The organism is Flavobacterium sp. RSP49 (assembly GCF_003968735.1).
Taxonomy (GTDB): Bacteria; Bacteroidota; Bacteroidia; order Flavobacteriales; family Flavobacteriaceae; genus Flavobacterium.
In genome coordinates, this window is sequence record NZ_RYDN01000010.1 from 1 (window position 1) to 24,846 (window position 24,846).

The following is a 24,846-nucleotide window of genomic DNA, read 5'->3' on the forward strand; positions in this document are numbered from 1 at the left end:
AATCTAAAATATTCATATCAAATCTGTTTAGATTTTAAAGATACAAAATGATTAGGTGTTAATACGGATAAGCATATTTAGTTTAAAAATTAATCACTACGAATGAAAAACCCAACCATTAAAATACAAAAAACCGAATTGCTCTCAGACAATTGGTACCTTTTAAACAAAGTCACTTTTGACTATCAAAAAAAAGACGACTCCTGGATTACCCAAAAAAGAGAAGTCTATGATAGAGGAAACGGAGCAGCCATTTTGCTTTATAACACCTTACAAAAAACCGTTATTCTTACACGCCAGTTTCGCTTGCCAACCTATCTTAACGGAAATAAATCAGGAATGATGATTGAGGTTTGTGCCGGCCTTTTGGATCAAGACAACCCAGAGCAATGCATCATTAGAGAAACCGAAGAAGAAACAGGATATCGTATTTCTATAGTCAAAAAAGTCATGGAAACATATATGTCGCCAGGAGCTGTAACTGAAATATTGTATTTATTTGTTGGCGAGTACGATGAATCTATGAAAGTAAGTGACGGTGGCGGAGTAGCACATGAGCAAGAAAATATAGATGTGATCGAAATGTCTTTTGAAGAAGCGTATGCCATGATTGAATTTGGTCAAATGCAGGATGCCAAGACTATTATGTTATTACAGTATGCTAAAATTCATAATTTGGTTTAATGAGTAATCCCACTAAAGGAGTTCTATTTGCCTTATTTGCTACCTTGTTATGGTCCGTAAATATGGTCATCGCCAGTGGCATAAAAGACCACATTCCTCCTATAGGACTGGCCTTTTGGCGCTGGACAATTGCATGTCTCGTTTTGGCTCCATTTGCTTTAAAAAGTACGACCAGAAATTTTACAATTGTTAAAAAACACCTCCGGTATCTTGTGTTTACGGCGGTATTGGGAATCACTATTTTCAACACGTTAATTTACATTGCAGGAAAAACAACGAGTGCTGTGAATTTATCGCTAATCGCCATTTCGATTCCGTTATTTATTGTTGTAATCTCCAGAATTATTTTTAAAGAGACCGTTTCTAATCTAAAAATCATAGGAATTGTAACTATAATCACAGGGGTTCTAGTGCTAATTACCAAAGGTTCGCTTCAGGCCTTGCTAAAAATCAACTTTACCATTGGGGATTTATTGATGCTTGTGGCTTGCTTCTTTTTTGCGTATTACACTATTTTAGTGCGTAAAAAACCACCTGAATTAACCCCAAAAGTATTTTTGTTTAGTGTTTTTGTAATAGGCACACTGCTCCTTTTTCCTTTTTATCTTTGTGAACATTTGCTTTACAAAAAAGTTGTTTTTGACACTAAAACGATACTGATTACCTCCTATGTTGGCATTTTTGCTTCGCTGGTTTCTTTCTATTTGTGGAACGAAGCCATACGATTGATAGGCACATCTAAAACAGCTCTAATCTATTATTTAATCCCAATATTCAGCGGTATTCTTGCTTACTTTTTCCTAAATCAAGCAATTGGATTGATACAAATTATTAGTATGGGCATCATTGTTTCTGGTTTATTAATCACCAATAAGAAGTAATTTTTAATTTTTGACAAAATAGAAAAGCAGAATAAAAATAAATTCATTCTGCTTTCATGTTTATACGGTTTTCTAAAAAATATTATTTATTGGGCTGCGGAGTCATTCGCAAATACGGTTTGACCCTTTCGTAGCCTTTTGGAAATTTAGTCGGGATATCTTCATCTTTAACCGCAGGCGAAATTACAACGCTATCTCCATCTTTCCAGTTGGCCGGTGTGGCCACGCTGTAATTAGCTGTCAATTGCAGACTATCGATGACACGCAATAATTCATCAAAATTTCTACCGGTTGATGCCGGATAGGTCAATGTCAATTTTATTTTTTTGTCTGGTCCTATTATAAAAACGGAACGAACAGTGAAACTCTCACTTGCGTTGGGATGAATCATGTCATATAGTTCCGCGATATGCTTTTCTTCATCGGCTATTATAGGGAAATCTACAGTAGTATTTTGAGTTTCATTGATGTCTTTAATCCATTCCATGTGTGAATCGACGCCATCTACGCTCAATGCGATTACCTTGACATTTCGTTTTTTAAATTCAGGATAATACAGTGCTGCTGTTCCTAACTCAGTGGTGCAAACCGGTGTGAAATCAGCGGGATGTGAGAACAAAATACCCCAAGAATCTCCTAGCCATTGATGAAATTCTATTTTTCCTTGTGACGTTTCTGCTTCAAAATCAGGAGCAATATCGCCTAATCGTACTGTTGCCATACTTGTTTATTTTAATAATTAGTAACACTGTAAGGTATCGAAATAAACACACTTTAGAGGGAAAACAACTCTTAAAATTCTACTAATTTTTATAAAAACCAGAACGAAGCCCTATAAAAAAATAATGCCATTAGGAAACCAAATACCCTAGAGCTCTGATAGCAGCGACATCTCCCGATTTAGAAAAACAAGGCTTTTTCAGCTGTAGTTTATATTACCTTGGAATACAAGTGCAGAACAGGACACGCGCGAAGCGAACTGACGAAGTAAATATAACTACGAAAAAGTATTATTTTTTCTTTAAATTAGGCAAAAAGAAAGCAATAATTCCGATCAACGGCAAATAGGCACACAGGTAATAGACATAAGTGATGCTGGTGTGATCTGCTAGATTTCCGAGTAAAGCAGAGCCTAAACCTCCCATTCCGAAGGCGAAACCATAGAAAAGTCCAGAAACCATTCCGAGTTTTTTAGGTAGTAATTCCTGTGCAAAAACCAGAATAGCCGGAAAGGCTGAGGACATTATAGTTCCAATGAGGACGGAAAGGACTCCGGTCCAAAATAAATCGACAAACGGCAACAGTAAGGTAAAAGGCGCGGCTCCCAAGACAGAGAACCAAATGACGTATTTCCTGCCGTATTTATCGCCCAAAGGCCCACCAATTAAAGTTCCTATTGCACAAGAGGCTAAAAACAGAACCAAGTGAAACTGGGCATCCTGCACTGATAATCCAAATTTTTCGATTAAATAAAAGGTGAAATAACTGGACATACTGGCCATGTAAAAGAATTTTGAAAATATCAAAACCATCAAAATTCCCACGGAGATTGCGATCGTTTTTTGAGACAAATTAGGCAAATTGATTACCATTTTTTTAGTGCTCTTTAAACTCAAATGCTTTTTATACCAAAGGGCAATCCTACTCAAAACAACCAATCCAATAAGGGCGACGGCGACGAACCAAATTATGTAATATTGAGAATTAGGAACCACAATTAAGGCAACCAGTAAAGGCCCGATCGCTGTTCCGGCATTGCCCCCCAACTGAAAAATGGATTGTGCCAAACCCCGTTTTCCTCCAGAGGCCAAAAAAGAGATTCGGGATGCTTCAGGATGAAAAATGGACGAACCAATCCCGACTAATACAACCGAAACAATGATCATTGAAAAACTGGACGCATAGGACAAGCCCACAATTCCGGATAAGGTAAAAAGCATTCCGAAAATTTGGGAAAATGGTTTTGGTCTTTTGTCCGTGTAGAGTCCTACGATCGGCTGCAAAATGGAAGCCGCTAATTGATAGGCCAAGGTAATTAACCCGATTTGGGTGAAGGTTAAATTAAAATTTTCTTTTAAAATAGGGTACGCAGCCGGAATAACGGCCTGTAATAAATCATTTAGCAAATGAGCAAATGCAATAGAAAACAGGACAGGATACACGGTTTGCTGTGCAATAACGGTAGTGTCAATTTGTGTTGCATTATCAGAGGATGAATTCATATTTTTTAATAAAACTGTATTATTAATGCGAATAAGGAGTAGCAAAAAGCAGCCCAAACCTTTAAATTAATTAAAAACAAAAGACTGAAAGCCATACTATTTAAGATGCTTTTGACTCCTTTTTGACCCAGCTATATACTCTGAATAAGGTGCTAAAATTAGTTAAAAATTGCGTTTTAATCCGTAAAAAAGATAGAAAAAAATTAAAACAAGCACGATTTGTTATTACAGTAAATTAAAATCCTGTTTAAGTGTTTTTAGAAATTATTACGCCTCTATTTGTAGAAATTCAGTACTGCCTTGCCTATTTTTTTTTACAAAAAAAGTAGAAAAAATATATTTTTATGCGTTTAAACGATAATACTCGCTTTTAAACGGTAAAAAAAGAGTGTTTTACTAAAAAATATTTTATATTTGAAAAGTTCAATTTTAGTATAAAAGTCTTAATTGAATGAGGATTAAAATTCATTAATAACGATAATTAGTCTCTTGTACCATAACAGTTTGCAATTATAACCACGATAATTCATACATTACCTAAACATGAAAAGAACTTTACTCTTTACAAAAACAACCTGTTTTACTCTCGCGTTTTTATGTCTTGTTTTTTTAGGATATTCACAGACCAAAACCATACATTACGAAAATTTTGACGCTAATAATGGAGGCTGGACATCAAGCACTGAATCAGATAGAAATGGATCATGGTCCTATAACGCTAACCCTATAGTGGGAGAAGGAAGTTACTGGAGCATAAACAATTACAACGATTATGGAATTAATTATTTAACGAGATTAACGAGTCCTGTAATTTCAACTAGCGGTTTTAATAATGTTAAATTCTATATTGACATTCGCTACGTCACACAATCAGGCGTCGATGGTATGAATATAGAATACACAACGGACGCACTTGGATTAACAGGATGGGTCAGATTAGGAAACGCTGGTAATGGAAATAATTGGTACAACGACATTGATGTTAATGGTATAGGTAATGATGTTCATGGATGGTCTGGAATAAATACTGAAGTAGAGCAAAGTCCATCTAAATTTATAGAAGCCTCGATATCTGGTAGTGAGGTCGCTGGATTAAATAATGCTACCTCTTTACGATTTAGAATTAATTTTGGATCAGATAATAATCGTAACGATGATGGAGTAGCTATTGACAATGTAATAATTAAAGGAGAACATCTTACTGCACCAGCAAATCCTGCGATAGGGCCTGGTAATATAAACGGAAATCTTAAACTTTGGTTGAAAGCAAATGTAGGGACAAACTCAACAACTGATAACAGTACAGTAACCTCATGGTCAGACCAAGCCTATGACAATAGTGCAAACGGTTATGGTACTTTTGCTCCTAAATACAGAAACGATGCGAGTCGAAACATTAATTTTAATCCTGTTGTAGATTTTAGTCGAAGTGGAAGTAATGTTTTAAAAGGAAAGGGAGGCTATTGGTCTACGGATTATTATGTGGTAGTAAAAACAAACGGTAATTCCGATAAATCAACAAATAATTCACAAGAAATAATATCTGGAAGGATAACAACTGAAAATTTTGGGCAAGATGGAACTGGACTGGGATTAGGAAGAATTTCCTCTCGATTTAATAGTGACAATTTAATATCCCACATGATTGGAACCTATTCAGTGTCCAGTAATCCAGACTCTTATGGTCGAAGTTATGCACCACCTTCTCCTACAAATACTGTTGGAGGAACTGTAATGATTTTAAATATCAAATCAAATACCTCAGTAACTCCAAACGTTACTGAAATTTATTTGAATGGTAAAAAAATTGATACTCATACAGCTACAACTGGGACAAGTGGTACAGGAACTCCGTTAACTTTTTCGGATTTTAACAATTCTGTTTATCAATTAGGAGTCGGTCGATTTACTCTTAATGGTTTTTTAGTAGGAGGAGTTTTACTTAACACCTATCTAGATGGTAGAATAACAGAAGTAGCAAGTTATTCGACCGCCAGAACTGAGCTTGAGCAACAAAAAATACAATCTTATCTGGGAATTAAGAATGGAGTAACCTTACACGCAAGCGGAAGTACGACAGCAGATAATTTTGGAGATGTAAACTACATCGATTCCAATGGAGATCCTATTTGGGATGTTGCAGCTAATACAGGCTTTAATTATGACATAGCTGGAATAGGAAGAGATGATAATACTGTACTAATACAAAAGCAATCTAAAAGTGAAAATCCTAATACAGTTTTAACTATTGGGCTTGGTGATATAACAAGCACCAATAGTAATAATCCAAATAATTTTGGAAGAGACAGAAACTATCTGATGTGGGGTTCCAACAATGGCACAATGTCAAACTCTGGAATCAACTTAAACATTGATCTTGGACCAACAACCATTTCTACTAGTACTGAGGTAGTCAACAGGAAATGGAAAGTAGTAGAAAAAACAGGAATAGACGTAGGCACCGTTCGTGTCAACATTCCAGCTGCGACATTCTTAAGCGGATTACCTGCTTTAGGTCCAACAGATGCATACGTAATGGTAGTGGCTACCAATTCAGCTTTTACAACAGGACTTGAAACTGTTTTCATGTCGACAGCGAGTGGCAATCAAACCTGTTTATATGATTTTGATGGAACTAAATACATCACTTTTGGTGTGGCACATAGAGCCACAAAACCGTTACATATAACACTCGATGGGCTTGACGATTTTGTAAGAATTGGCAATAGCAACGAACTACCTGCTGCATTTTCTTTTATGACCTGGATACGACCAAACGGTACCAATACTTTAGCGAATGAACGAACTATTTTATCAAAAAAATCCGCTGCTGGAAATGGATATCAAATAGTTTTACAAAACGACAATAGAGTTAGGTTTGAATGGTACAATGGGTCAGCTGTTTTAAGTACCGCTATCACAAATACCATTTTACCAAATGCAAAATGGCATAATATAGCATATACCCATACTTCCAATACATTATCTATTTATATTGATGGTGTTTTTGAAAAAACAGTGACAATGACCGGAAATCCTGGTACATCAACAGGGACTTTCAGTATTGGTGGTCAGTTCATAACTAAAAACGCTATTAATAATTTATTTAAAGGTGATATAGACGAACTCAGAATCTGGAATCGAGTACTCACCGCAAAAGAGATTCAATTTATTATGAACCAAGAAATAGTACAAAGTAATACAGGAACAATTGGAACTATTATTCCTTCTACAATTACTAAAAACGATACTAATACCTTATTTTGGAATAATTTAATTGCTTATTACTCTATGAACTCTTACATAGGAACACATCTTGACGATGATTCAGTAAATGTAAACAGAGGAAGTTTAGTAATTCCTGATAAAATATCAATCAATGTACAAACTGCTCCGATGCCATACATAAGTGATAGTAATGGGTTATGGCAAACTCCAACAACATGGAAAAATGGAGGAAATCAAGATGTACCATATAGTTTATCTATTATCAATAATACTACTCCCATAGATTGGAATATTGTAAAAACAACCCACATTATTACTTCTTCAGGAAATAAAACCGTTCTAGGATTATTTGTTAACAGCAATACTTTAAGTGCAACTAACGATTCCAAAATAGAAGTCTCCCATTATCTAAAACTCGATGGAAAAATAGACTTAGTAGGCAGATCCCAATTGGTACAAAAACTAGGCAGTGATTTAGATGCAACAAGTGCAGGATCCATAAAAAGGGACCAACAAGGCCAAGCCAATAAATTCAATTACAACTATTGGAGTGCTCCGGTGGGCCGAATTAACGATACTACCAATAATAATAATTTTACTGTAGCTGAAGTCTTAAAGGACGGAACAAATCCTGCAGCTCCAGGAACGATAACTTGGATTAATGGTTATGACGGCGCTACGACTCCATTTAGTTTAGCACGCTACTGGATTTATAAATTTGACAGCAACCTGAATGCCTCTGATTATGCTAATTGGACTCAAATAGGCGAAACAGGCACACTTCAAGCAGGAAAAGGATTCACCTTGAAAGGACCGGGAACTTCAGGAACACAAAACCTTAGCTTTTCAGGAAAACCAAATAATGGTACTATAACAAATACCATTGGTTCTGATCAGTTATTATTGGTAGGCAATCCGTATCCTTCAGCACTGGATGCTGATCAATTTATAATGGATAATATTAATTCTATAGAAACTTCAACAACCAATCCGGCAATTGATGGCGCCTTGTATTTCTGGGAACATTATTCGACCAACAATTCGCATAATTTAGCGGCGTATCAAGGGGGTTACGGCATAAGAAACTTATCCGGCGGAGTCGCTCCAAGTGCTACAGGAGTCGATTTCATAAGTGGCACCGGATCATCCTCAAAATTAGATCCAAAAAGATATATTCCTGTAGGGCAAGGATTTTTTGTTATTGGAAAAATTGGATCTGGCGGCACGGTCACTTTCAATAATAGTCAAAGAGATTTTGTTAAAGAAGATTCTGTCGGTCTTTCGCAGACACTGTATAGAATCCCTGAAACACCTAAAGATTCAAATCATTGGACAGACAACAGCAATGCTAGAATTGAGAACGACACGCACAAAAAAATACGTCTCGGATTTAATGTTATCGATAAAACTTTTCATAGACAGGTACTTCTAGCCTTTATGGAGGAAAGAGCGAACGCGGAGATGAATGATGGCTATGATGCCTATAATATTGATGGTTCTCCAAATGATCTGTATTTATTGAATGGCGAAAATAGATTAGCCATACAAGGAGAAGGCTATTTTGATCAAGAGGCCTCCTTCCCTATTGGGGTTCGAACTGAAGCTGCTGGAAAAGTATCGTTTGGTATTGATGCCTTAGAAAACTTTGATGAAAACCAAAATATTTTTATTTACGATAAAGAAACAGACACCTATAATAGTCTAAAAAATACGCTTTATGAAGTGGACCTTCCCGAAGGATATGTTACGGATCGTTTCGCTTTGCGATTTACTGACAAAAGTCTTGTGGTACAAGATCAAGTGTATGAGAACGCAATTACTGTATTCTTTACCCGTTCTAATAATGTTTTGAATATTACAAATAGTACAAATGACAACACCGTTCTGTCTGTTTCTCTTTATAATATTCAAGGGAAATTAATGGAGGAATGGGAGGTTGCGGACAAAGAACAAACCAATATGAAAATCCAGATTCAGGACAAAGAAGCTGAAGTGTATGTTGTAAAACTGAAAACGTCCAAAGGAATCATAAGCAAAAAAATTATCGTGAAATAAGTTCCAATCCATTTTAATTTTAAAAAATACGGCACCAACCTTTATGGAAATTCTTGAAAACAAAAAGCCAAACCACAAAGAAATTATAATTTTCAAACAGTACGGCATCGCGATATTGACTTTGTTCTGCAACAACAACAACAACAACAACAACAACAACAACAACAACAACAACAACAACAACAACAACAACAACAACAACAACAACAACAACAACAACAACAACAACAACAACAACAACAACAACAACAACAACAACAACAACAACAACAACAACAACAACAACAAGGCCTCTCGTTTTTTATAAACAACGAAATAAAGAAATCCGACAATAGTCACTACTTCCGTATTTTAAAGATTTTCTCGATACCCATTTGTATTTGGCACCAATAAATTGATTTTTTTTATTCTAACAAAAATAACCCATGATTGACCGCAAAATCCATTCAATCTACGGATGCTGCTTTTTATACTTTTTCGATTCCATTCTTTTGTATTGCAGGCTGAGTCATAAATAACCCAATTCCATTTTTAGCATGTGCCTTTTTGATAATGCTGTAAAAGGACAGACGCTATAAAACAAAAGGACTTTCAGCGAAGCAGACAACATTTATAGACTACAACTATTTCTAAAAAAGAGCCTCGAATTACAATACTTTTTACCAATTTTTTTAAAATTAAAATAGAAAACCGAGGTAATTCTGATAATTCGTGGCTGAAATAATTAAGTGGTATTAGTTACGGACCGGACTATAAATAATACTATTAATGGAAGTACCGCAAAACATATTTACGGAAAAACTCAAAAATATGTTATTAAAAGTACTATTTAACTTATGTTTATTATTTATATATGTATTTTATCGATTTTAAGTGCTTTTAAACAGATTATCGAACTAATATATTTAAATTTACTTTTTCTAAAAGTTTTTGTAAAATTTACCTCTTTCAACTTAAAAAAAAGAATCCTAAAGCATAATTAATTAAACACCCCAATTAAATTATGAAAAAAACTACTTTATCTGATAAAAAGCTTTTTTTTACAATTCTTCTGTTTTTTATTATTTTTTGCGGTTCTTCCCAAACTAAACAAATTTTTAGCGCATCTGAAGTTTTTACAGTTCCCGCTGCAGCAACCAATGTACTGATAAATTCATGGGACGCAGCAGGTGCAGAATCCTCTAATTCAAAAAGTGATGCAAGAAGTCTTTCTACATTTGCAACAACTATACCCGTTGTAGCGTTAAGTGATAAAAATTTCGGTAGCCTTAATAGCAGTAGTGGTTCAAATAGAACAAATAATTCATTGGCTGCCAACGAAATAAATATAAAAGGAAACACTATTTCAATTGCAAATGGCGATACAACACCAAGTATAAATGATTGGACTGACTTTGGATCAATGGAAACCAGTACGGGAATCATCACAAAAACGTATACTATTCAAAATACGGGAAACCTTGCACTCTCCATAGGCTCCATCACTATTTCTGGCACTAACGCTGCTAATTTCACACTTACCACCAGTCCTAGTCCTTTAATTACTGCAGGAGGAAGTTCTACATTTTCGATTGCTTTTGACCCTAATGCCCTTGGCACAAAAACAGCAACAATTTCGATAGTAAACAATGACTCTGATGAAAATCCGTATAATTTTGCCATTAAAGGCCTTGGAATACAAACCTTTTTTGATAGTGATGGCGATGGTATTTTTGATAATATCGACATTGACGATGACAATGATGGAATTCTGGATGCCACCGAAGAAATAAATTGCAATAATTCAAACGGGCGTAAAGTAAATTATAAGTTCTTAAATGAAACCTTTGGAACGGGAGGAAGAACCTCTTCCTTTACTACTGCCTATAATGCCACAACTACCTATTGCTACGAAGATGGAATTACCGGTACTAATACAACCGAATGTCCATCTCAATCGACCAAGATATTAGACGATGGGGAATACACAGTGGTTTCAAAAATAACAGGAACAACGGCAAGTGATCCTGAAAACATCCATGGCGATTTAGCTTGGTATAATGGAGAAGACCATACTGCCGGAGATACTAATGGACGAATGGCTGTTTTTAATGCCAGTTTTGCTTCCGGTGTATTTTATGAAACAACGATTACCGGAATACTTTCGAATCTACCCATTACCTATAGTTTTTGGGCATTAAACATCATGGCATCCTCCACTTATCCCAAATCTATTTTGCCCAATATAACCGTTGAGTTTTTTGATTTATCAAACAATCAACTAGCATCTTTCAATACTGGTGACATTGGAAGGTGCTCCGGAACTACGGCAGACAATAGCTGTGCACAGGGTGTCTGGCAACAATTTACCATGAGTGTCAATCTAGGAAACACCAATGCATTCATCATTCGCTTCAAAAATAATGCGCCCGGAGGTAATGGTAACGACCTTGCGCTGGATGACATCCTGATCGCTCAAACTTTATGTGATTTAGATAATGATGGTGTTGCGGATCTATTTGATTTGGATGCTGATAATGATGGCATCGAGGATGTTATTGAAGTAGGCTTAGGAAATCTAAGCAATGGAAAAGGTAAAATTGATGCAGCTTGGGCTGATGCAAACGGCAATGGATTACACGACAATGCAGAATCGAGTGCGGCATTACCCACCTTAGATTCAGACGGAGACGGCATACCCAACTACATAGATTTAGACAGTGACAATGACAGCCTTTTTGATGTAGATGAATCCGGTACAGGAAATACGAATGCTGTGGCTGGTTTTATCAATGGAGATGGCGATATTAATGGGGATGGCACAGGAGATGGATTAGATTCTGAGACCTTTAGAAATAAAGATACGGACGGTAATGGTACCATAGAACTTTTTGGTGATGGAATATTAGACATTTACGATTACGGTACCGGAATCAACCAATATGGAAATTTAGGACAAGGAGAAAATGTTGCGCCTTTTCTCAATTATCTTTTGGATACTGACGGCGATGGAATTCCAAATTACATTGATGTAAAATCTAATGGACTTACATTTGATATCGCTAAAACGTTGTTAATCTATGATTATAAAACGCTGGACACTAACAACGATGGAATTATTGATGGAACAACTGATGCCGATAAAGATGGTATTCCGGATGCTTTTGATACCAATCCAGCTGTTTTTGGTTCTCCAAGGGATTTACACTCTAAATTATTTCTTGATTTTGACGGTCGAAACGATTACGGACAAAGCACCTCCATTCTGGGTGGTTTAGCCAATGCTTCCCTAATGGCATGGATCAATTTGAATCCTGCTTTTATAACAGACGGCGTTATTGTGGGTCAGGATAAATTTCAAATCCGTATTTCAGCGGCTAAAAAACTGCAAGCGGTTGTAAATGGTACTACAGTAACTTTTGGTACTGCTTTAGATGTTTCTCAATGGTATAATGTAGCCACGGTCTTTGACGGCAATAATTTGAAATTATATTTAAATGGTACTTTGGTAACAACCCAAGCAGCATCCGGAAGTATTGCTATTGATCCCTCACTGCTTACTTTAGGAAAGAATCCCATTGCAAACACAAAATATTTCAAAGGGAAAATAGATGAAATACGCGTCTTCAATGTGGCGCTAACGGACTCTCAATTACAACGAATGGTGTATCAGGAAATACAAAATACTGGCTCAGAAGTTAGAGGAACTATCGTCCCTAAAAATATTGCTGTCACCCCGGCTTCATTGCCTTTTGCAAACCTGCTTCGGTATTACAGAATGGACACCTACAAAGATAACATTATTGATGACCTATCTACCCCGACAATTGACCTCACCGGAACAAAAATCTACAATCATAAAAACATTGATATACAACAGGCACCCTTGCCTTTCCTGACAGAAAGAACCGGTAGTTTTGCAACAGCAGTGCATAGTCCAACCAAAGAAATCAGCGGAAATGACATCATGAAAAACGATTGGTCAATAATCAAAGTACAACATGACATTATTGAAACGGCAAACAACATTGATTTAGGAATGCTGGTTGATTCCGGAAAAAAAATAACAATGAATAATGATACTAAAATACAAAATGACTGGTACTTAAAATTAGACGGTAAAATTGATTTAGTAGGAAAATCACAATTAGTGCAAACTGCGCAAAGCGAATTAGACGTGGCCAGCGCAGGCACTATAGAAAGAGACCAGCAAGGACAATCCAACCTTTACAACTACAACTTCTGGAGCTCTCCTGTAAGCCCCGTAAACACAATGGCAAACAATACGGATTATACCGTCAATGCGGTGTTTAGAGACGGAACAAATCCTGCAATCCCAGCAGCAATCAATTGGATTGGAGGCTATGATGGACGCGCAACAGACCCAATTAGTTTAGCCCGGTATTGGCTTTATAAATTTGACAATTATGCCAGTGCGTACGCAAATTGGGTGCAAATAAATGAAACCAGTCCGTTGCGAGTGGGACAGGGATTTACGTTAAAAGGAAACGGAGCAGCCTCCGAAACTCAAAATTATACCTTTACAGGAAAACCAAATAATGGAATTATACTTACAAATACAGTAAGTGCCACACAATTATTACTTACCGGAAATCCCTATCCGTCAGCTTTAGATGCCTTTGCTTTCATCAATGACAATCTGAATTCCATAGACCAATTACAAGACACAGGCGTAGACGGCACGCTCTATTTCTGGGAACACTCCTCCAACAACAATACACATGTTTTAAGAGATTATTTAGGAGGCTACGCTGTGCTTAACTTATCCGGTGGTTTACCGCCAGTGGTACCGGATATGATAAGTGGCGTAGGGCTGAGCAACAAAATTCCAAAGCAAAATATTCCAGTGGGCCAGGGATTCTTTGTATTTGGCAAAACGGGTGGTGGCGGAACCGTAATTTTCAATAACGGTCAACGGACTTTTCAGAAAGAAACGGATGCAGCATCCAATACTCTTTTCAAAACTACAGCTACAACAAAAGCAAAAAATACATGGAATACTAATGCCAGTGATCCTGTAAAAAAAGACTCCCTGAAAAGGATCCGCTTGGGTTTCAACTCAACCAATAATTTCCATCGCCAAGTCTTGTTAGCTTTTATGCAGGGGCAAGCAACCAGCGCGATTGATTATGGTTATGACGGCTTCTTGATGGATGATCTGCCTAGCGACATGTATTTCCTAAATGGTACAAAGCAACTGGTAATTCAAGGGGAAGGCTACTTTGACCTGGAATCATCCTACCCCATCGGCGTAAAAACAGATCGGGAAGGAATTGTACAATTTTTAATCGACGGTCTGGAAAATTTCGAAACCAATCAACCTGTTTTTGTTTATGATGACAATACTAAAACCCATCATAATATCAGGAATGCAACTTTTGAAATCAATCTTGCCAAAGGGGAATTCCACAATCGCTTTTCGTTGCGTTTCAAAGACAAGAGCCTTGGAATAACGGATCCCATCCATACGAGTAACACTCTAGTAATTCTGCATTCGCAAAATAAAAACGTGCTGATGATCCACAACAAAAAAACAGACACAACGGTTCAAGAAGTTACTTTATTCAATATTCTTGGGCAAGTAGTCTCCAGTTGGAAGGTTGAAAATCAAGATCAGCAAAACATACAGCTTCCCCTTGAAAAAGAAAGTTCCGGTGTTTATATTGCACAGTTACAAACTTCAAAAGGAATGCTTCGCGAAAAGATAATTATCAAATAATCTGTTTCTTTTTGGAGAAAAAAATCAAAAACAATTAAATAAATAGTGCTCTGAATTTTATAATTGATTTGAATTATTATCTATATTTGGACTGATATCCAAAGTAAATAAACCAATTTTAAAATTTATAACATGAAAAAAATACTAACATTTGTTGCAATTGCATTCTTCACTACTGCTCTTAGTGCGCAAGAAGTAAAAGCTGTCGCAAAAGCTAAAAAAGAATCCTGTTGTGCCAAAAAAGACTCCAAAGCAATGACTGCCGCAGAAGTTGAAACATGCAAAACAAAATGCAAATCCGAAGGAAAAAAGTGTGCGGCAACAATGGCAAAAGCCAGCGGAAAAAAATGCTAAACTAAAACCTTCCATTTTCACTTTATAAAAAACGACGCTTATTTCAGCGCCGTTTTTCTTTTTAATAACCAGAAAAAAAATGTTTAACACCGTTGGTAATAAATCATCGACATTCGTTAACCATAGCTTAAACTCCTTTCGAATCCCAGCTTGTTAAAATTGATTTCATTTGTAGCAACTACTACAGCATGAAAACAACACTACTGCTATTATCCGATACGGAATTACAAACAAGATTGCAGCACCAGGATCAGCTTGCCTTTGGCATCTTATTTGACCGTTATTGGAAAAGATTGTATACCTATGCTTTTAAAATCTACAAAGAGGAAGCCATTTGCGAAGATATTGTTCAGGAAATATTTATTAGTCTCTGGGAAAAATCAGCCAATACATCTATTGAAAATTTAGAAGGTTATTTACTCCGAGCCGTCAAATACAAAGTTGCCAATCACATTCGGGATTTAAAATTTGATTCCGGACATCTTGAAATACTCCAAAACATCCCGAATCCTTCCGGAACCGATAAGCATTTAGTATACCAAGAATTTGAATCCGAAATTTTTAAGCAAATAAAGAAACTCCCTCCCAGAAGCCAAGAAGTCATAATCCTGAGCCGATTGGAACATTACACCAATATTGAAATTGCCCAAAAATTAAACATTTCAGTCCGCACCGTAGAAAAGCACATCAGTGATGGATTGAAATTGCTTAAAATGAAGATTGACCCCTGCCAATTCTCGATTTTTATTACGGTAATGTTGCTACAATGTTAATCCACTCCCCCTTCTGTTACCAAATCTTTAAGACTGAATTTCCCACTACGTAAAAACAATACCAGCGGGTACTTATAGTAAAAAGACCCGTTTTGCAAAAAGAAGACTTCCTCGCATTAGCCCAAAAATATGCTCAAAATAAATGCACGCTATCCGAAAAAGAGGCTGTAGAAACCTTCTTCTCTAAACAAACAGAGAAAGAACAAAACACGATAATCCTTTCTTTAACCCCAGAAAAAAGAAATGCAATCCTGCATAAAATAAATACTACCATTAACAAGCCAAAAGGAAAGCTGCAAAAACGCTATTCGAATTTGGCCAAAATAGCTGCCATTGCAATTCTTTTTATCGGAATTTCTTTCGTAATAACCCAATCTACCAGTACAAATCGCATCACACAATCCGCTGCCAAAGGGGAAATAAAAACACTCTTTTTGCCTGATGGCAGTCAGCTGGTTTTAAATGGCAACAGCAGCGTTACTTACGCATCCAATTTCAAAAACAACCGAAAACTAGACCTTAAAGGAGAAGCTTATTTCAAAGTAGTTCGCAATCCAAAAAGTCCTTTTACAGTAGAAACCTCCCAATTCAAAATCAAAGTTTTAGGAACTTCTTTTACTATTAGCGCGTATGAAAATTACCCCAATACCATCCGTGTGCTATCCGGAAAAGTAGCCGTGAATTCTAAAGAAAACCCCAATCACAACGTATTGCTAACTAAAAATCAACAACTGCGTTTTCATACATCACAGCTTCCACTGCTCACAAACAATACCCGGGAAGATTTCTTGGCTTGGACTAAAAATATTATAGTGCTCGAAAATACAAGCCTTGGCGAAACAGCCGCAATTTTGAGAAATAAATTTAATGTGACCATTCTTTTTGAGCATCCGGAATTAGAACAACTCCGGATTACCGGAAAATTTAAAAACGAAAATATCACTACTATCCTCAACAGTATTGCCGAGGTAAAACAATTAGAAATTCACGTTCAAAACCAAAACACCATTTTTATACGAGAAAAACCAAAGAAGTAAATGCTGGAATTCGCTATTAAAACCAATACTTAAGTGGCATTCGAATTGAGATCCCCTTAAAACAAAATAAATATTTAAAACCTATTAAAATGAATTTGAAAATCCAATTTCTTTTTTCCCTAAAATTAAAAAAATACCTGTACCTGTTCAGTTTCCTCTTCATGTTTTCTGAAATGGCTGCAATGCCTTATACAACTATAACTACCGAGGAGAAAAATTTCTCTATCGACATCAAAGAAATCCAAATCAGGGAAGTCTTTGATATCTTAGAAAAAAAGACTCCTTACACCTTTGTTTTTGACGAAACAATCGCCTCTTCAAAACAACGTTTGACTTTAGTGGTAAACAAGGAAAGCATACATACTATTTTAAATAAAATTACCGCCCAAACTGGCTTTCAATTTCGCCGCATCAACAATACCATTTCTGTAACCAAATCTCCTTCAATCCAGCAGCTCACCCGCGGCACAGTAAATGATTCTCAAGGCTTGCCTTTACCTGGAGCAAGCGTTTTAGAAAAAGGAACTACAAACAGCACCACAACTGATTTTGACGGAAAATTTAGTCTGACCACCTCCACGGCTAATGCGATTTTAGTAGTTTCCTATATGGGTTTTGATGACAAAGAAGTATCCGCAAATAATTCTGCGCCACTGGTAATCCGCTTAACAGCGAACACTAATGCGCTGAACGAGGTTGTGGTAACTGCTTTAGGAATTAAAAGACAGGAAAAACAATTGGGTTTTTCGCAACAAACCATCAATGCCGATAATCTGGCACAAACTGCTCCAAATAACTGGTCTTCAGGTCTAAAAGGAAAAGTGGCCGGTTTAAATATCGTTTCCTCAGGATCCGGGCCTCTAAATTCCCAACAAATTACCTTAAGAGGAAATAATTCGTTGAATCCCAATGGAAATAATGCCTTAATTATTGTAGATGGTGTTCCCCTAAACAGTAAAATAACCAGCTCAGGATCTGACAGTGCGTATATGGGTCGCGATTCTCCAGTTGATTTTGGTAACGGTATTTCAGACCTTAACCTGGATGATATCGAAAATGTAACAGTCTTAAAAGGACCCGGAGCCACTGCACTTTATGGAAGTCGTGCCGCAAATGGTGCGTTAATTATCACTACCAAATCCGGTAAAAAGAACAAAGGCCTTGGGATTAGCTATAACACTGGAGTCACTTTTGACGTCATTCAACGTTGGCCAGATTACCAATATGAATATGGTCAGGGTACCGGAAAATCATTTGATCGAAATGGAAATCCGTATTATTCCTATTTAAGTTCTGCCGATGGAAACAATACGGGTTCCACCAGTAGCGCCTGGGGACCAAAATTTGACGGACAATCCTATTTTCAATACGATCCCGTAACGCAGACTCAAGGAACCGAAAGAACACCTTGGATTCCCTACAAGAATAATATTAAAGATTTCTGGCGTACCGGAATTACTACAAACAACAACCTCACGCTTCAAGGCGGGGACAAAAATGGTTCCATGAGAATGTCTATTGGTCATTCTAAAAATGAATGGATCATGCCTAATACCGGATTTGAAAGAATAACAGCCTCTGTGAATGCGGATTATAAAATCTCGGATAAAATTAAAATTGCTTCTGTGATCAATTACAACAACAGAGACAGTGACAATTTACCGAGTACCGGTTACAATAATGGCTCTATCGCCTACTTTACGATTTTCCAAAATCCAAATGTAGATCTCGATTGGTACCGCCCTATTTGGAGACAAGGTCAAAACCAAATCCAACAGCTGCAACCTTTCAGTAGTTATATTGATAATCCCTATTTAATTGCCAATGAAGCTACAAATTCCTTAGCGAGTAACCAAATCGTGGGAAATCTGAACGCCACAATCCAGTTGGCTCCCAATTTAGATCTTTTATTGAGAACTGCTTTAAACACCTACCATCAGGATCGGGAGCAAAAAAGGCCGTACAGTATCAATCGGTATGCTAAAGGATTTTTTAGAACACAGGATGTATTTATGCAGGAAGTAAATTCTGATTTTTTATTGACTTACAAGAATAAGCTGTCAAACGATTTTTCCTTTTCTGCGTCAGCAGGTGGAAATGCGATGAGCTATAAATACCAAAGGATGGATGCTGCTGTGGAAGGCTTGGTCGTTCCTGATGTGTACAAATTGGCAAATGGGGTCAGCAATCCAATCATAAGTGTAAATGACAGTTATAAAAAAGTCAATAGCTTGTACGGACTGTTCTCCCTTTCTTTTAAAGATCAGATTTTCTTAGATGTTACGGGCAGAAACGACTGGTCCAGTACTTTACCAGTACAAAACAATTCTTTCTTTTACCCTTCTGTAAATACCAGTTTTATTCTTTCTGAAATATTCAACTTACCCAAATCACTGGAATATTTTAAATACCGATTGTCTCTTGCCCAAGTGGGTAATGATACTGATCCGTATAGAACCAGTAAATACTACGATCAATCTGCCTTTGCAAGTTCAGCAGTAGCGCCGTCAACCTTGTATAATGCCAATTTTAAACCCGAAATCACCACAAGTATCGAAACCGGTTTTGAAGGGCGATTATTCAAAAACAGAATCAATTTTGACGCGACGGTCTATCAGACAACAACTAAAAACCAAATTATTTCTGTTCCCTTAGACATCACAACGGGATTCAGTTCCGGCATCATGAATTCTGGCGAAGTTCGAAATCGAGGAGTTGAACTCACCCTAACCGGAAAAATTGTCAATATGGATAAATTTAAGTGGTCAACCACTTTAACTTGGTCTAAAAACTGGAATCGCGTCATGGAACTTGCCGATGGTATTCAGGGACAACAAACCATTGGTTCAGGAGGTTCAGCCACATTGATTGCCAAAGAGGGTGGGACAACAACCGCAATATACGGCTACGGTTTTGTACGATCTCCTGACGGTCAGATTGTATATGACAATGCGGGTTTACCGGCCTATCCGGATGAAATTCAATACATAGGCGATGCCACTCCGGATTGGAGAGCCGGATTATACAACAGTTTTAAATTTGGAAACATAGGTTTAAATGTCATGTTGGATGGTCAACTTGGCGGTATCATCTATTCCCAAACCCATCATAAACTATCTGAAATGGGTAAAATCAGATCTACCATAAAAGGACGCGAAGAAGGAGTGATTGTAGGCGAAGGAGTAGTATTAAATTCCGATGGTACGTATTCTCAAAACACTACTGAGGCACTAACTCCGGACTGGTACGCCAGGTATTACCGCAGAGCCAATGTCGAGTCCAACTCTTTTGAAGCTTCTTATGTAAAATTGAGAGAAGTAAGTCTGCAATACAGTTTCTCTCCAATATGGCTTAAGAATACCGGCATTACAAGTTTAGATGTATCGGTTTTTGGTCGAGACTTAGCGGTTCTTTCTGACTTTCCTATTTTCGATCCGGAAACGGCAGCCTTAAATGGAGATACTATTTTACCCGGTATCGAAATGGGTCAAATGCCCACTCCTGCTACCTATGGTTTTAATTTAAAAGTGAATTTCTAAACTATTATTTAAAGATGAAAAAAATACAAATTTTTACTGCTACTTTAGTTCTAATACTGTTAAACTTTGCTTGCACGGGCGATTTTAGCGAGCTCAATGAAGACCCTAACCGGATTGCCCAGATAAGTCCAGGAACATTAATTAATCCTATTATTTATGGTCTGGCTACACACAACGCGACTAGAAGTGCGGGTGTCACGTTCGATTTGATGCAGGTATCGCTCCCCTTTCCCAGCGTTTCCGGAGGGCTTCACCGTTATGATTTAAGTCAGGAAATAGGCTATTCGTCCTGGGCTAATTACTACAAATGGCTCAATAATATCAAGGAAATGAAAACTGCGGCGATACGGGCAGAGGATCGCAATTATGAAGCCATTGCACTGACACTAAATGCATGGGTGTATGCCAATCTTACGGATATTTTTGGACCGGTTCCCATGACCGAAGCTGTAAACGGTGAGGAAGGCAACCTTTATCCCGCATTTGATTCTCAGGAATTAATTTACACCACTATTTTAGCCGATTTAGAACGAGCAAATGCCCTTTATAATTCCACTACTCCTATGATTTATGCCAGTGACATCCTCTTTCAAAACAATGTCACAAAATGGAGAAAATTCACTAATTCCCTTCAAATGCGTTTGTTGTTGAGAATATCCAACCGTACCGAAACCAATTCTTTTCAAAAGTTGGCAACGATGATTCAAAATCCAACACAATATCCTGTTTTTGAAAACACATCCGAATCTGCCATCCTGAAAGTAACTGGAGTAACCCCTAATGTTTCTCCTTGGGGAAGACCACAGGATTTTAGTTTAAACGTAAAAATAGCCTCTTTTTTTATAGATAATCTAAACACCATGGCCGATCCACGAAGACCTGTTATTGCTGGTGTTGCAAGAGACTTAAACAATGTTTCCATAGGCTACAAAGGAATTCCCAGCGCCTATGCAGGAGCTGAATCTCAGTTTGCTTACAATGCTTCTACGTTTAATGCAACTCAGATAACCAATCCCATGAATATTTTCTTGATGACGTATGCCGAAGTAGCCTTTATAAAAGCCGAAATGGCGCAAAGAGGATTCACTACGGATGCCGAAACGCATTATAAAAAAGGAGTTCAGGCCGCCATGGAGCAATTGGGAGCCACAATACCCAGTACTTATTTTGATAATTCATTAGCAGCTTATGATGGTACTTTAGAAAAAATCATGCTTCAAAAATATTATGCCCTTTATTTTATCGATTACCAACAATGGTTTGAATACCGCAGAACTGGATTCCCAATTCTTCCAAAAACGACTGCCATGGAAAATAATGGAATTATGCCTTCCCGTTTTTATTATCCAACGAGCATTCAAATCAACAACCAGCAAAATTACCTCAAAGCAGTTGAAATGTTGGGTACAGATGATATTAACACTAAAGTTTGGTGGGACAAATAAAATCTTAATTTAAAATAAATAAACAATGAAAAAATCAACATTCTCCATTTGTGCCTTGCTGTTTTCAATAGGAATTATGGCACAAACCAACGTTCAAGGTTATGTTTTTGAAGACCACAATCAGAACGGCAAAAAAGAACGAAATGAAAAAGGAATTGCTAATGTTTCCGTAACCAATGGTCTGGAAGTGGTCCTTACCGATGAAAAAGGTAAATACATCCTGCCTATTAGCGACGATGCAATTATAGCCGTAATTAAACCCGCCAATTATACAGTAGGCGTGGATGAAAATAATCTGCCCCAGTTTTTTTACAATCACAAACCCAAAGGCTCTCCTCAATTAAAATTCAAAGGAGTAGACCCCACGGGAAAATTGCCTAAATCAATCGATTTTGGTTTGGTTCCCCAACAGGAAAATCAAGAGTTTACAGCTCTTATTTTTGGTGATCCGCAACCTTATACCCAGGCTGAAGTTGACTTTTTTGCCAAAGGGATTGTAGCCGAAGTAGAAGGAATTAAAAATGTTCCTTTCGGATTGAGCCTGGGAGATCTAGTGGGAAATGACCTTGCTCTTTTTAATCCTTACATTAAAGCGGTACAAAAAGCGGGGATTCCGTGGTACAATTTATTGGGAAATCACGATCTTAATTTTGATGCCACCACAGATGAAATGGCCGATGAAACCTACGAAGCCCATTTTGGCCCAGCAAATTATGCCTTCAATTATGGTAAAGTCCATTTTATCGTCATGGATAATGTGCTCTATCCTGATCCCCGAAATCAAAAAGGATATTGGGGCGGTTTTACACCAAAACAGTTGCAGTTTATAGCCAATGATTTGAAATTGGTTTCAAAAGAACATTTAATAGTGCTGGCTTTTCATATTCCAATAAGTGAGCCTACCGATGAAGATACTTTCAGAGATGAAGATCGGGATCAGTTATTCGAGCTTTTAAAAGATTTCCCAAACACACTTTCTCTTTCTGCCCATACCCACATTCAACGCCAGGATTACTTTGGCAAAACCGATGGCTGGTTACAGGAAAAACCACACCATCATTACAATGTAGGAACCACTTCCGGAGATTGGTATTCCGGAAAACTGAATTCTGAAGGCGTTCCGGTTTCGACCATGCGTGATGGAACACCAAAAGGATACGCCTTTATTAATTTTAAAGGAAATAAATACAGTCTGGATTATAAAGTGGCGGGCAAACCCAAAACCTATCAAATGGAAGTTTTTGCACCCAAAGTAGTTGAAAAAGGCCGTCCTACACGATCCGGAATTTATGTGAATTTCTTTATGGGAAGTAAAAACGACAACCTCGAATACCGTGTAGACCAAGACGAATGGAAAGCAATGGACTATGTAAAGGAAATAGATCCTTCGTATGCCACTGAGGTTTATGAATGGGATCTAACCGAAGAATTAATTCCCGGTAGACGCTCGTCTAATCCTATAGAAAGCAAACATCTTTGGAAGGGAAAAATTCCTACGAATCTGGAAATAGGCGTACATACGATCGAGATTAAAGCCACAGATCAATTTGGAAAAACCTACACTGAAACAACTTCCTACCGCTTGGAGAATCAAAAATAAGTTTGTTTGTTTTTTATTTTTTAAAAGGCTCGCTAAAGATTTTAATCCAAGCGAGCTTTTTTTATTCAAAATAAATAGGAGTACGCTGCACCCATATAATAGTACAGCACATTCCTTTTTCTGGATTTCAGACTAAAATCAACTTTTTTTCTTTCAAAACAGTCTGAAATCATAGTCCTATACCAACGTATCACCATCCTTTCCGATATTGGAATGAAGTAAGTGAGGCTAGTTTATCGATTTTCTTTAGCAACCGAGAAACTACACCAATTGAACCAAAAAATACCAAAACAACAACGTGATAAAAGATAGTGGTATTCCAAAACCGATCATCATACTGCTCAATCGAGGTTTTAAACCGTGCGTAGAAGCTAATATACAAGCTGTAATCATTGGGGCCATAGCCGACTCTAAAATAGCAACTTGAATAATTTTAGAATGCTGTTGCAAAATCAATACATACAATACATAAATAAGAGCCGGGGTCAAAATTAATTTATACAAAAGGCCCAGTCCTAAAAACTTCCAGTGCTGGCTTTTCCGTTCAAAACGCAATTGCAAACCAACCGATAGCAAAGCCAAAGGAGTTACTGCACTTCCCATTTTTTGAAATAAAACTTGGATGTACTCATGGAAATCCACATTACAAACATTCATCAAACAGGCTACTAAAAAAGTTATAAAAGGTGGAAAAAACAGAATCTTCTTAGCAATTTGAACACCATTTGGACTTCCGGTAGAGTATACTGTTGCCACCAGAATCCCTAAGGTCGAAAGCACAACAAAAGAACCGGGCTGATCTACTAAAATAGCCGTTTTCAAACCTTCTTCACCATATAACGCTTCAATTATTGGAAAACCTAAAAAAGATGTGTTCCCTAAACCAGCCGTGATAATTAAACACCCAGTGAGTTTCTTAGACCAGCCAAATTTGTTTCCTAAAAAACTAAAAAACAAATAGGAAACTACAAATCCAATCCAGGCTACCCCAATAGGGAATAACAATTCAGGACTCCAGTCTATTTTTGGAATATAATACAGGGCCAGAGCCGGAAGGCAAATATAAATAACAAGCTTATTTAACAGCTTGTAAACACTAATAACAGGGAATGCTTTTATATTTTGTAGCACAATACCGAGGAATAAAAAAACAAAAATCAAGATAAAATTATTCATAATGGTGCAAAGATATTGACAAATCCTTTATAAACTCAATTCAAAAAATAAAATTATTGATTTAGCTGTGCATCAAAAGCCTGATCACGATCAATTTGATATTTTATGCAAATCACTATTCATTCACCATCCT

Annotated in this window: 14 protein-coding genes; 11 read left to right on the top strand and 3 right to left on the bottom strand. The window is 37.1% G+C overall.

What is annotated here, in order from left to right; translation table 11 throughout:
• Window positions 1-102: 102 nt before the first annotated feature.
• Together nudK and EKM02_RS07120 are read left to right on the top strand one after the other, a co-directional pair.
• Window positions 103-684, top strand: coding sequence for a GDP-mannose pyrophosphatase NudK (nudK, locus tag EKM02_RS07115; protein WP_126453666.1), 582 nt, complete (start codon window positions 103-105; stop codon window positions 682-684).
• A complete protein-coding gene (locus tag EKM02_RS07120; RefSeq protein ID WP_126453668.1) occupies window positions 684-1,565 on the top strand; it encodes a DMT family transporter in 882 nt (293 codons plus the stop codon). The genes nudK and EKM02_RS07120 overlap by 1 nt, the downstream gene beginning before the upstream one ends.
• A gap of 82 nt (window positions 1,566-1,647) precedes the next feature.
• On the opposite strand, the gene EKM02_RS07125 is transcribed toward EKM02_RS07120, so the two are convergent.
• Both EKM02_RS07125 and EKM02_RS07130 read right to left on the bottom strand, forming a co-directional pair.
• Entirely contained in the window at window positions 1,648-2,286 is a 639-nt protein-coding gene (locus EKM02_RS07125) for a peroxiredoxin (RefSeq protein WP_126453670.1), read from the bottom strand.
• A 289-nt stretch (window positions 2,287-2,575) separates the two neighbouring features.
• On the bottom strand, window positions 2,576-3,787 hold the full coding sequence (locus EKM02_RS07130) for an MFS transporter (RefSeq protein WP_126453672.1): 1,212 nt from the start codon (window positions 3,785-3,787) through the stop codon (window positions 2,576-2,578).
• A gap of 543 nt (window positions 3,788-4,330) precedes the next feature.
• Here EKM02_RS07130 and EKM02_RS07135 point away from each other — a divergent pair.
• The 9 genes from EKM02_RS07135 (at window position 4,331) to EKM02_RS07175 (ending at window position 23,537) form a co-directional block, all read left to right on the top strand.
• Window positions 4,331-9,070: a LamG-like jellyroll fold domain-containing protein gene (locus EKM02_RS07135; protein ID WP_126453674.1), complete on the top strand. Its 4,740-nt coding sequence runs from the start codon at window positions 4,331-4,333 to the stop codon at window positions 9,068-9,070.
• Between the two features lie 43 nt (window positions 9,071-9,113).
• Window positions 9,114-9,377, top strand: coding sequence for a hypothetical protein (locus EKM02_RS07140; protein ID WP_126453676.1), 264 nt, complete (start codon window positions 9,114-9,116; stop codon window positions 9,375-9,377).
• Between the two features lie 696 nt (window positions 9,378-10,073).
• Window positions 10,074-14,789: a choice-of-anchor D domain-containing protein gene (locus EKM02_RS07145; protein ID WP_126453678.1), complete on the top strand. Its 4,716-nt coding sequence runs from the start codon at window positions 10,074-10,076 to the stop codon at window positions 14,787-14,789.
• Between the two features lie 132 nt (window positions 14,790-14,921).
• Entirely contained in the window at window positions 14,922-15,143 is a 222-nt protein-coding gene (locus tag EKM02_RS07150; protein ID WP_126453680.1) for a hypothetical protein, read from the top strand.
• 188 nt (window positions 15,144-15,331) lie between these two features.
• Window positions 15,332-15,916, top strand: a complete 585-nt coding sequence (locus EKM02_RS07155; RefSeq protein WP_126453682.1) for an RNA polymerase sigma factor — start codon at window positions 15,332-15,334, stop codon at window positions 15,914-15,916.
• A gap of 92 nt (window positions 15,917-16,008) precedes the next feature.
• Window positions 16,009-16,953: a FecR family protein gene (locus EKM02_RS07160; protein WP_126453684.1), complete on the top strand. Its 945-nt coding sequence runs from the start codon at window positions 16,009-16,011 to the stop codon at window positions 16,951-16,953.
• Window positions 16,954-17,042: 89 nt separating this feature from the next.
• Window positions 17,043-20,492, top strand: a complete 3,450-nt coding sequence (locus EKM02_RS07165; RefSeq protein ID WP_126453686.1) for a SusC/RagA family TonB-linked outer membrane protein — start codon at window positions 17,043-17,045, stop codon at window positions 20,490-20,492.
• A gap of 14 nt (window positions 20,493-20,506) precedes the next feature.
• Window positions 20,507-21,937: a SusD/RagB family nutrient-binding outer membrane lipoprotein gene (locus EKM02_RS07170; protein ID WP_126453688.1), complete on the top strand. Its 1,431-nt coding sequence runs from the start codon at window positions 20,507-20,509 to the stop codon at window positions 21,935-21,937.
• A gap of 25 nt (window positions 21,938-21,962) precedes the next feature.
• Complete coding sequence (locus EKM02_RS07175; protein WP_126453690.1) at window positions 21,963-23,537, top strand: calcineurin-like phosphoesterase C-terminal domain-containing protein; 1,575 nt, start codon at window positions 21,963-21,965, stop codon at window positions 23,535-23,537.
• A 261-nt stretch (window positions 23,538-23,798) separates the two neighbouring features.
• Here the strand turns inward: EKM02_RS07175 and EKM02_RS07180 are convergent, their stop codons facing one another.
• The gene (locus EKM02_RS07180) at window positions 23,799-24,713 is read right to left on the bottom strand and encodes an AEC family transporter (RefSeq protein WP_126453692.1); all 915 of its coding nucleotides are present in this window, start codon (window positions 24,711-24,713) and stop codon (window positions 23,799-23,801) included.
• Window positions 24,714-24,846: the final 133 nt, after the last annotated feature.

Excerpts from the sequence above, each read along its gene's own strand:
- nudK (WP_126453666.1), top strand. The coding sequence starts at position 103 with ATGAAAAACCCAACCATTAAAATACAAAAAACCGAATTGCTCTCAGAC.
- EKM02_RS07120 (WP_126453668.1), top strand. The coding sequence starts at position 684 with ATGAGTAATCCCACTAAAGGAGTTCTATTTGCCTTATTTGCTACCTTG.
- EKM02_RS07125 (WP_126453670.1), bottom strand. The coding sequence starts at position 2,286 with ATGGCAACAGTACGATTAGGCGATATTGCTCCTGATTTTGAAGCAGAA.
- EKM02_RS07130 (WP_126453672.1), bottom strand. The coding sequence starts at position 3,787 with ATGAATTCATCCTCTGATAATGCAACACAAATTGACACTACCGTTATT.
- EKM02_RS07135 (WP_126453674.1), top strand. The coding sequence starts at position 4,331 with ATGAAAAGAACTTTACTCTTTACAAAAACAACCTGTTTTACTCTCGCG.
- EKM02_RS07140 (WP_126453676.1), top strand. The coding sequence starts at position 9,114 with ATGGAAATTCTTGAAAACAAAAAGCCAAACCACAAAGAAATTATAATT.
- EKM02_RS07145 (WP_126453678.1), top strand. The coding sequence starts at position 10,074 with ATGAAAAAAACTACTTTATCTGATAAAAAGCTTTTTTTTACAATTCTT.
- EKM02_RS07150 (WP_126453680.1), top strand. The coding sequence starts at position 14,922 with ATGAAAAAAATACTAACATTTGTTGCAATTGCATTCTTCACTACTGCT.
- EKM02_RS07155 (WP_126453682.1), top strand. The coding sequence starts at position 15,332 with ATGAAAACAACACTACTGCTATTATCCGATACGGAATTACAAACAAGA.
- EKM02_RS07165 (WP_126453686.1), top strand. The coding sequence starts at position 17,043 with ATGAATTTGAAAATCCAATTTCTTTTTTCCCTAAAATTAAAAAAATAC.
- EKM02_RS07170 (WP_126453688.1), top strand. The coding sequence starts at position 20,507 with ATGAAAAAAATACAAATTTTTACTGCTACTTTAGTTCTAATACTGTTA.
- EKM02_RS07175 (WP_126453690.1), top strand. The coding sequence starts at position 21,963 with ATGAAAAAATCAACATTCTCCATTTGTGCCTTGCTGTTTTCAATAGGA.
- EKM02_RS07180 (WP_126453692.1), bottom strand. The coding sequence starts at position 24,713 with ATGAATAATTTTATCTTGATTTTTGTTTTTTTATTCCTCGGTATTGTG.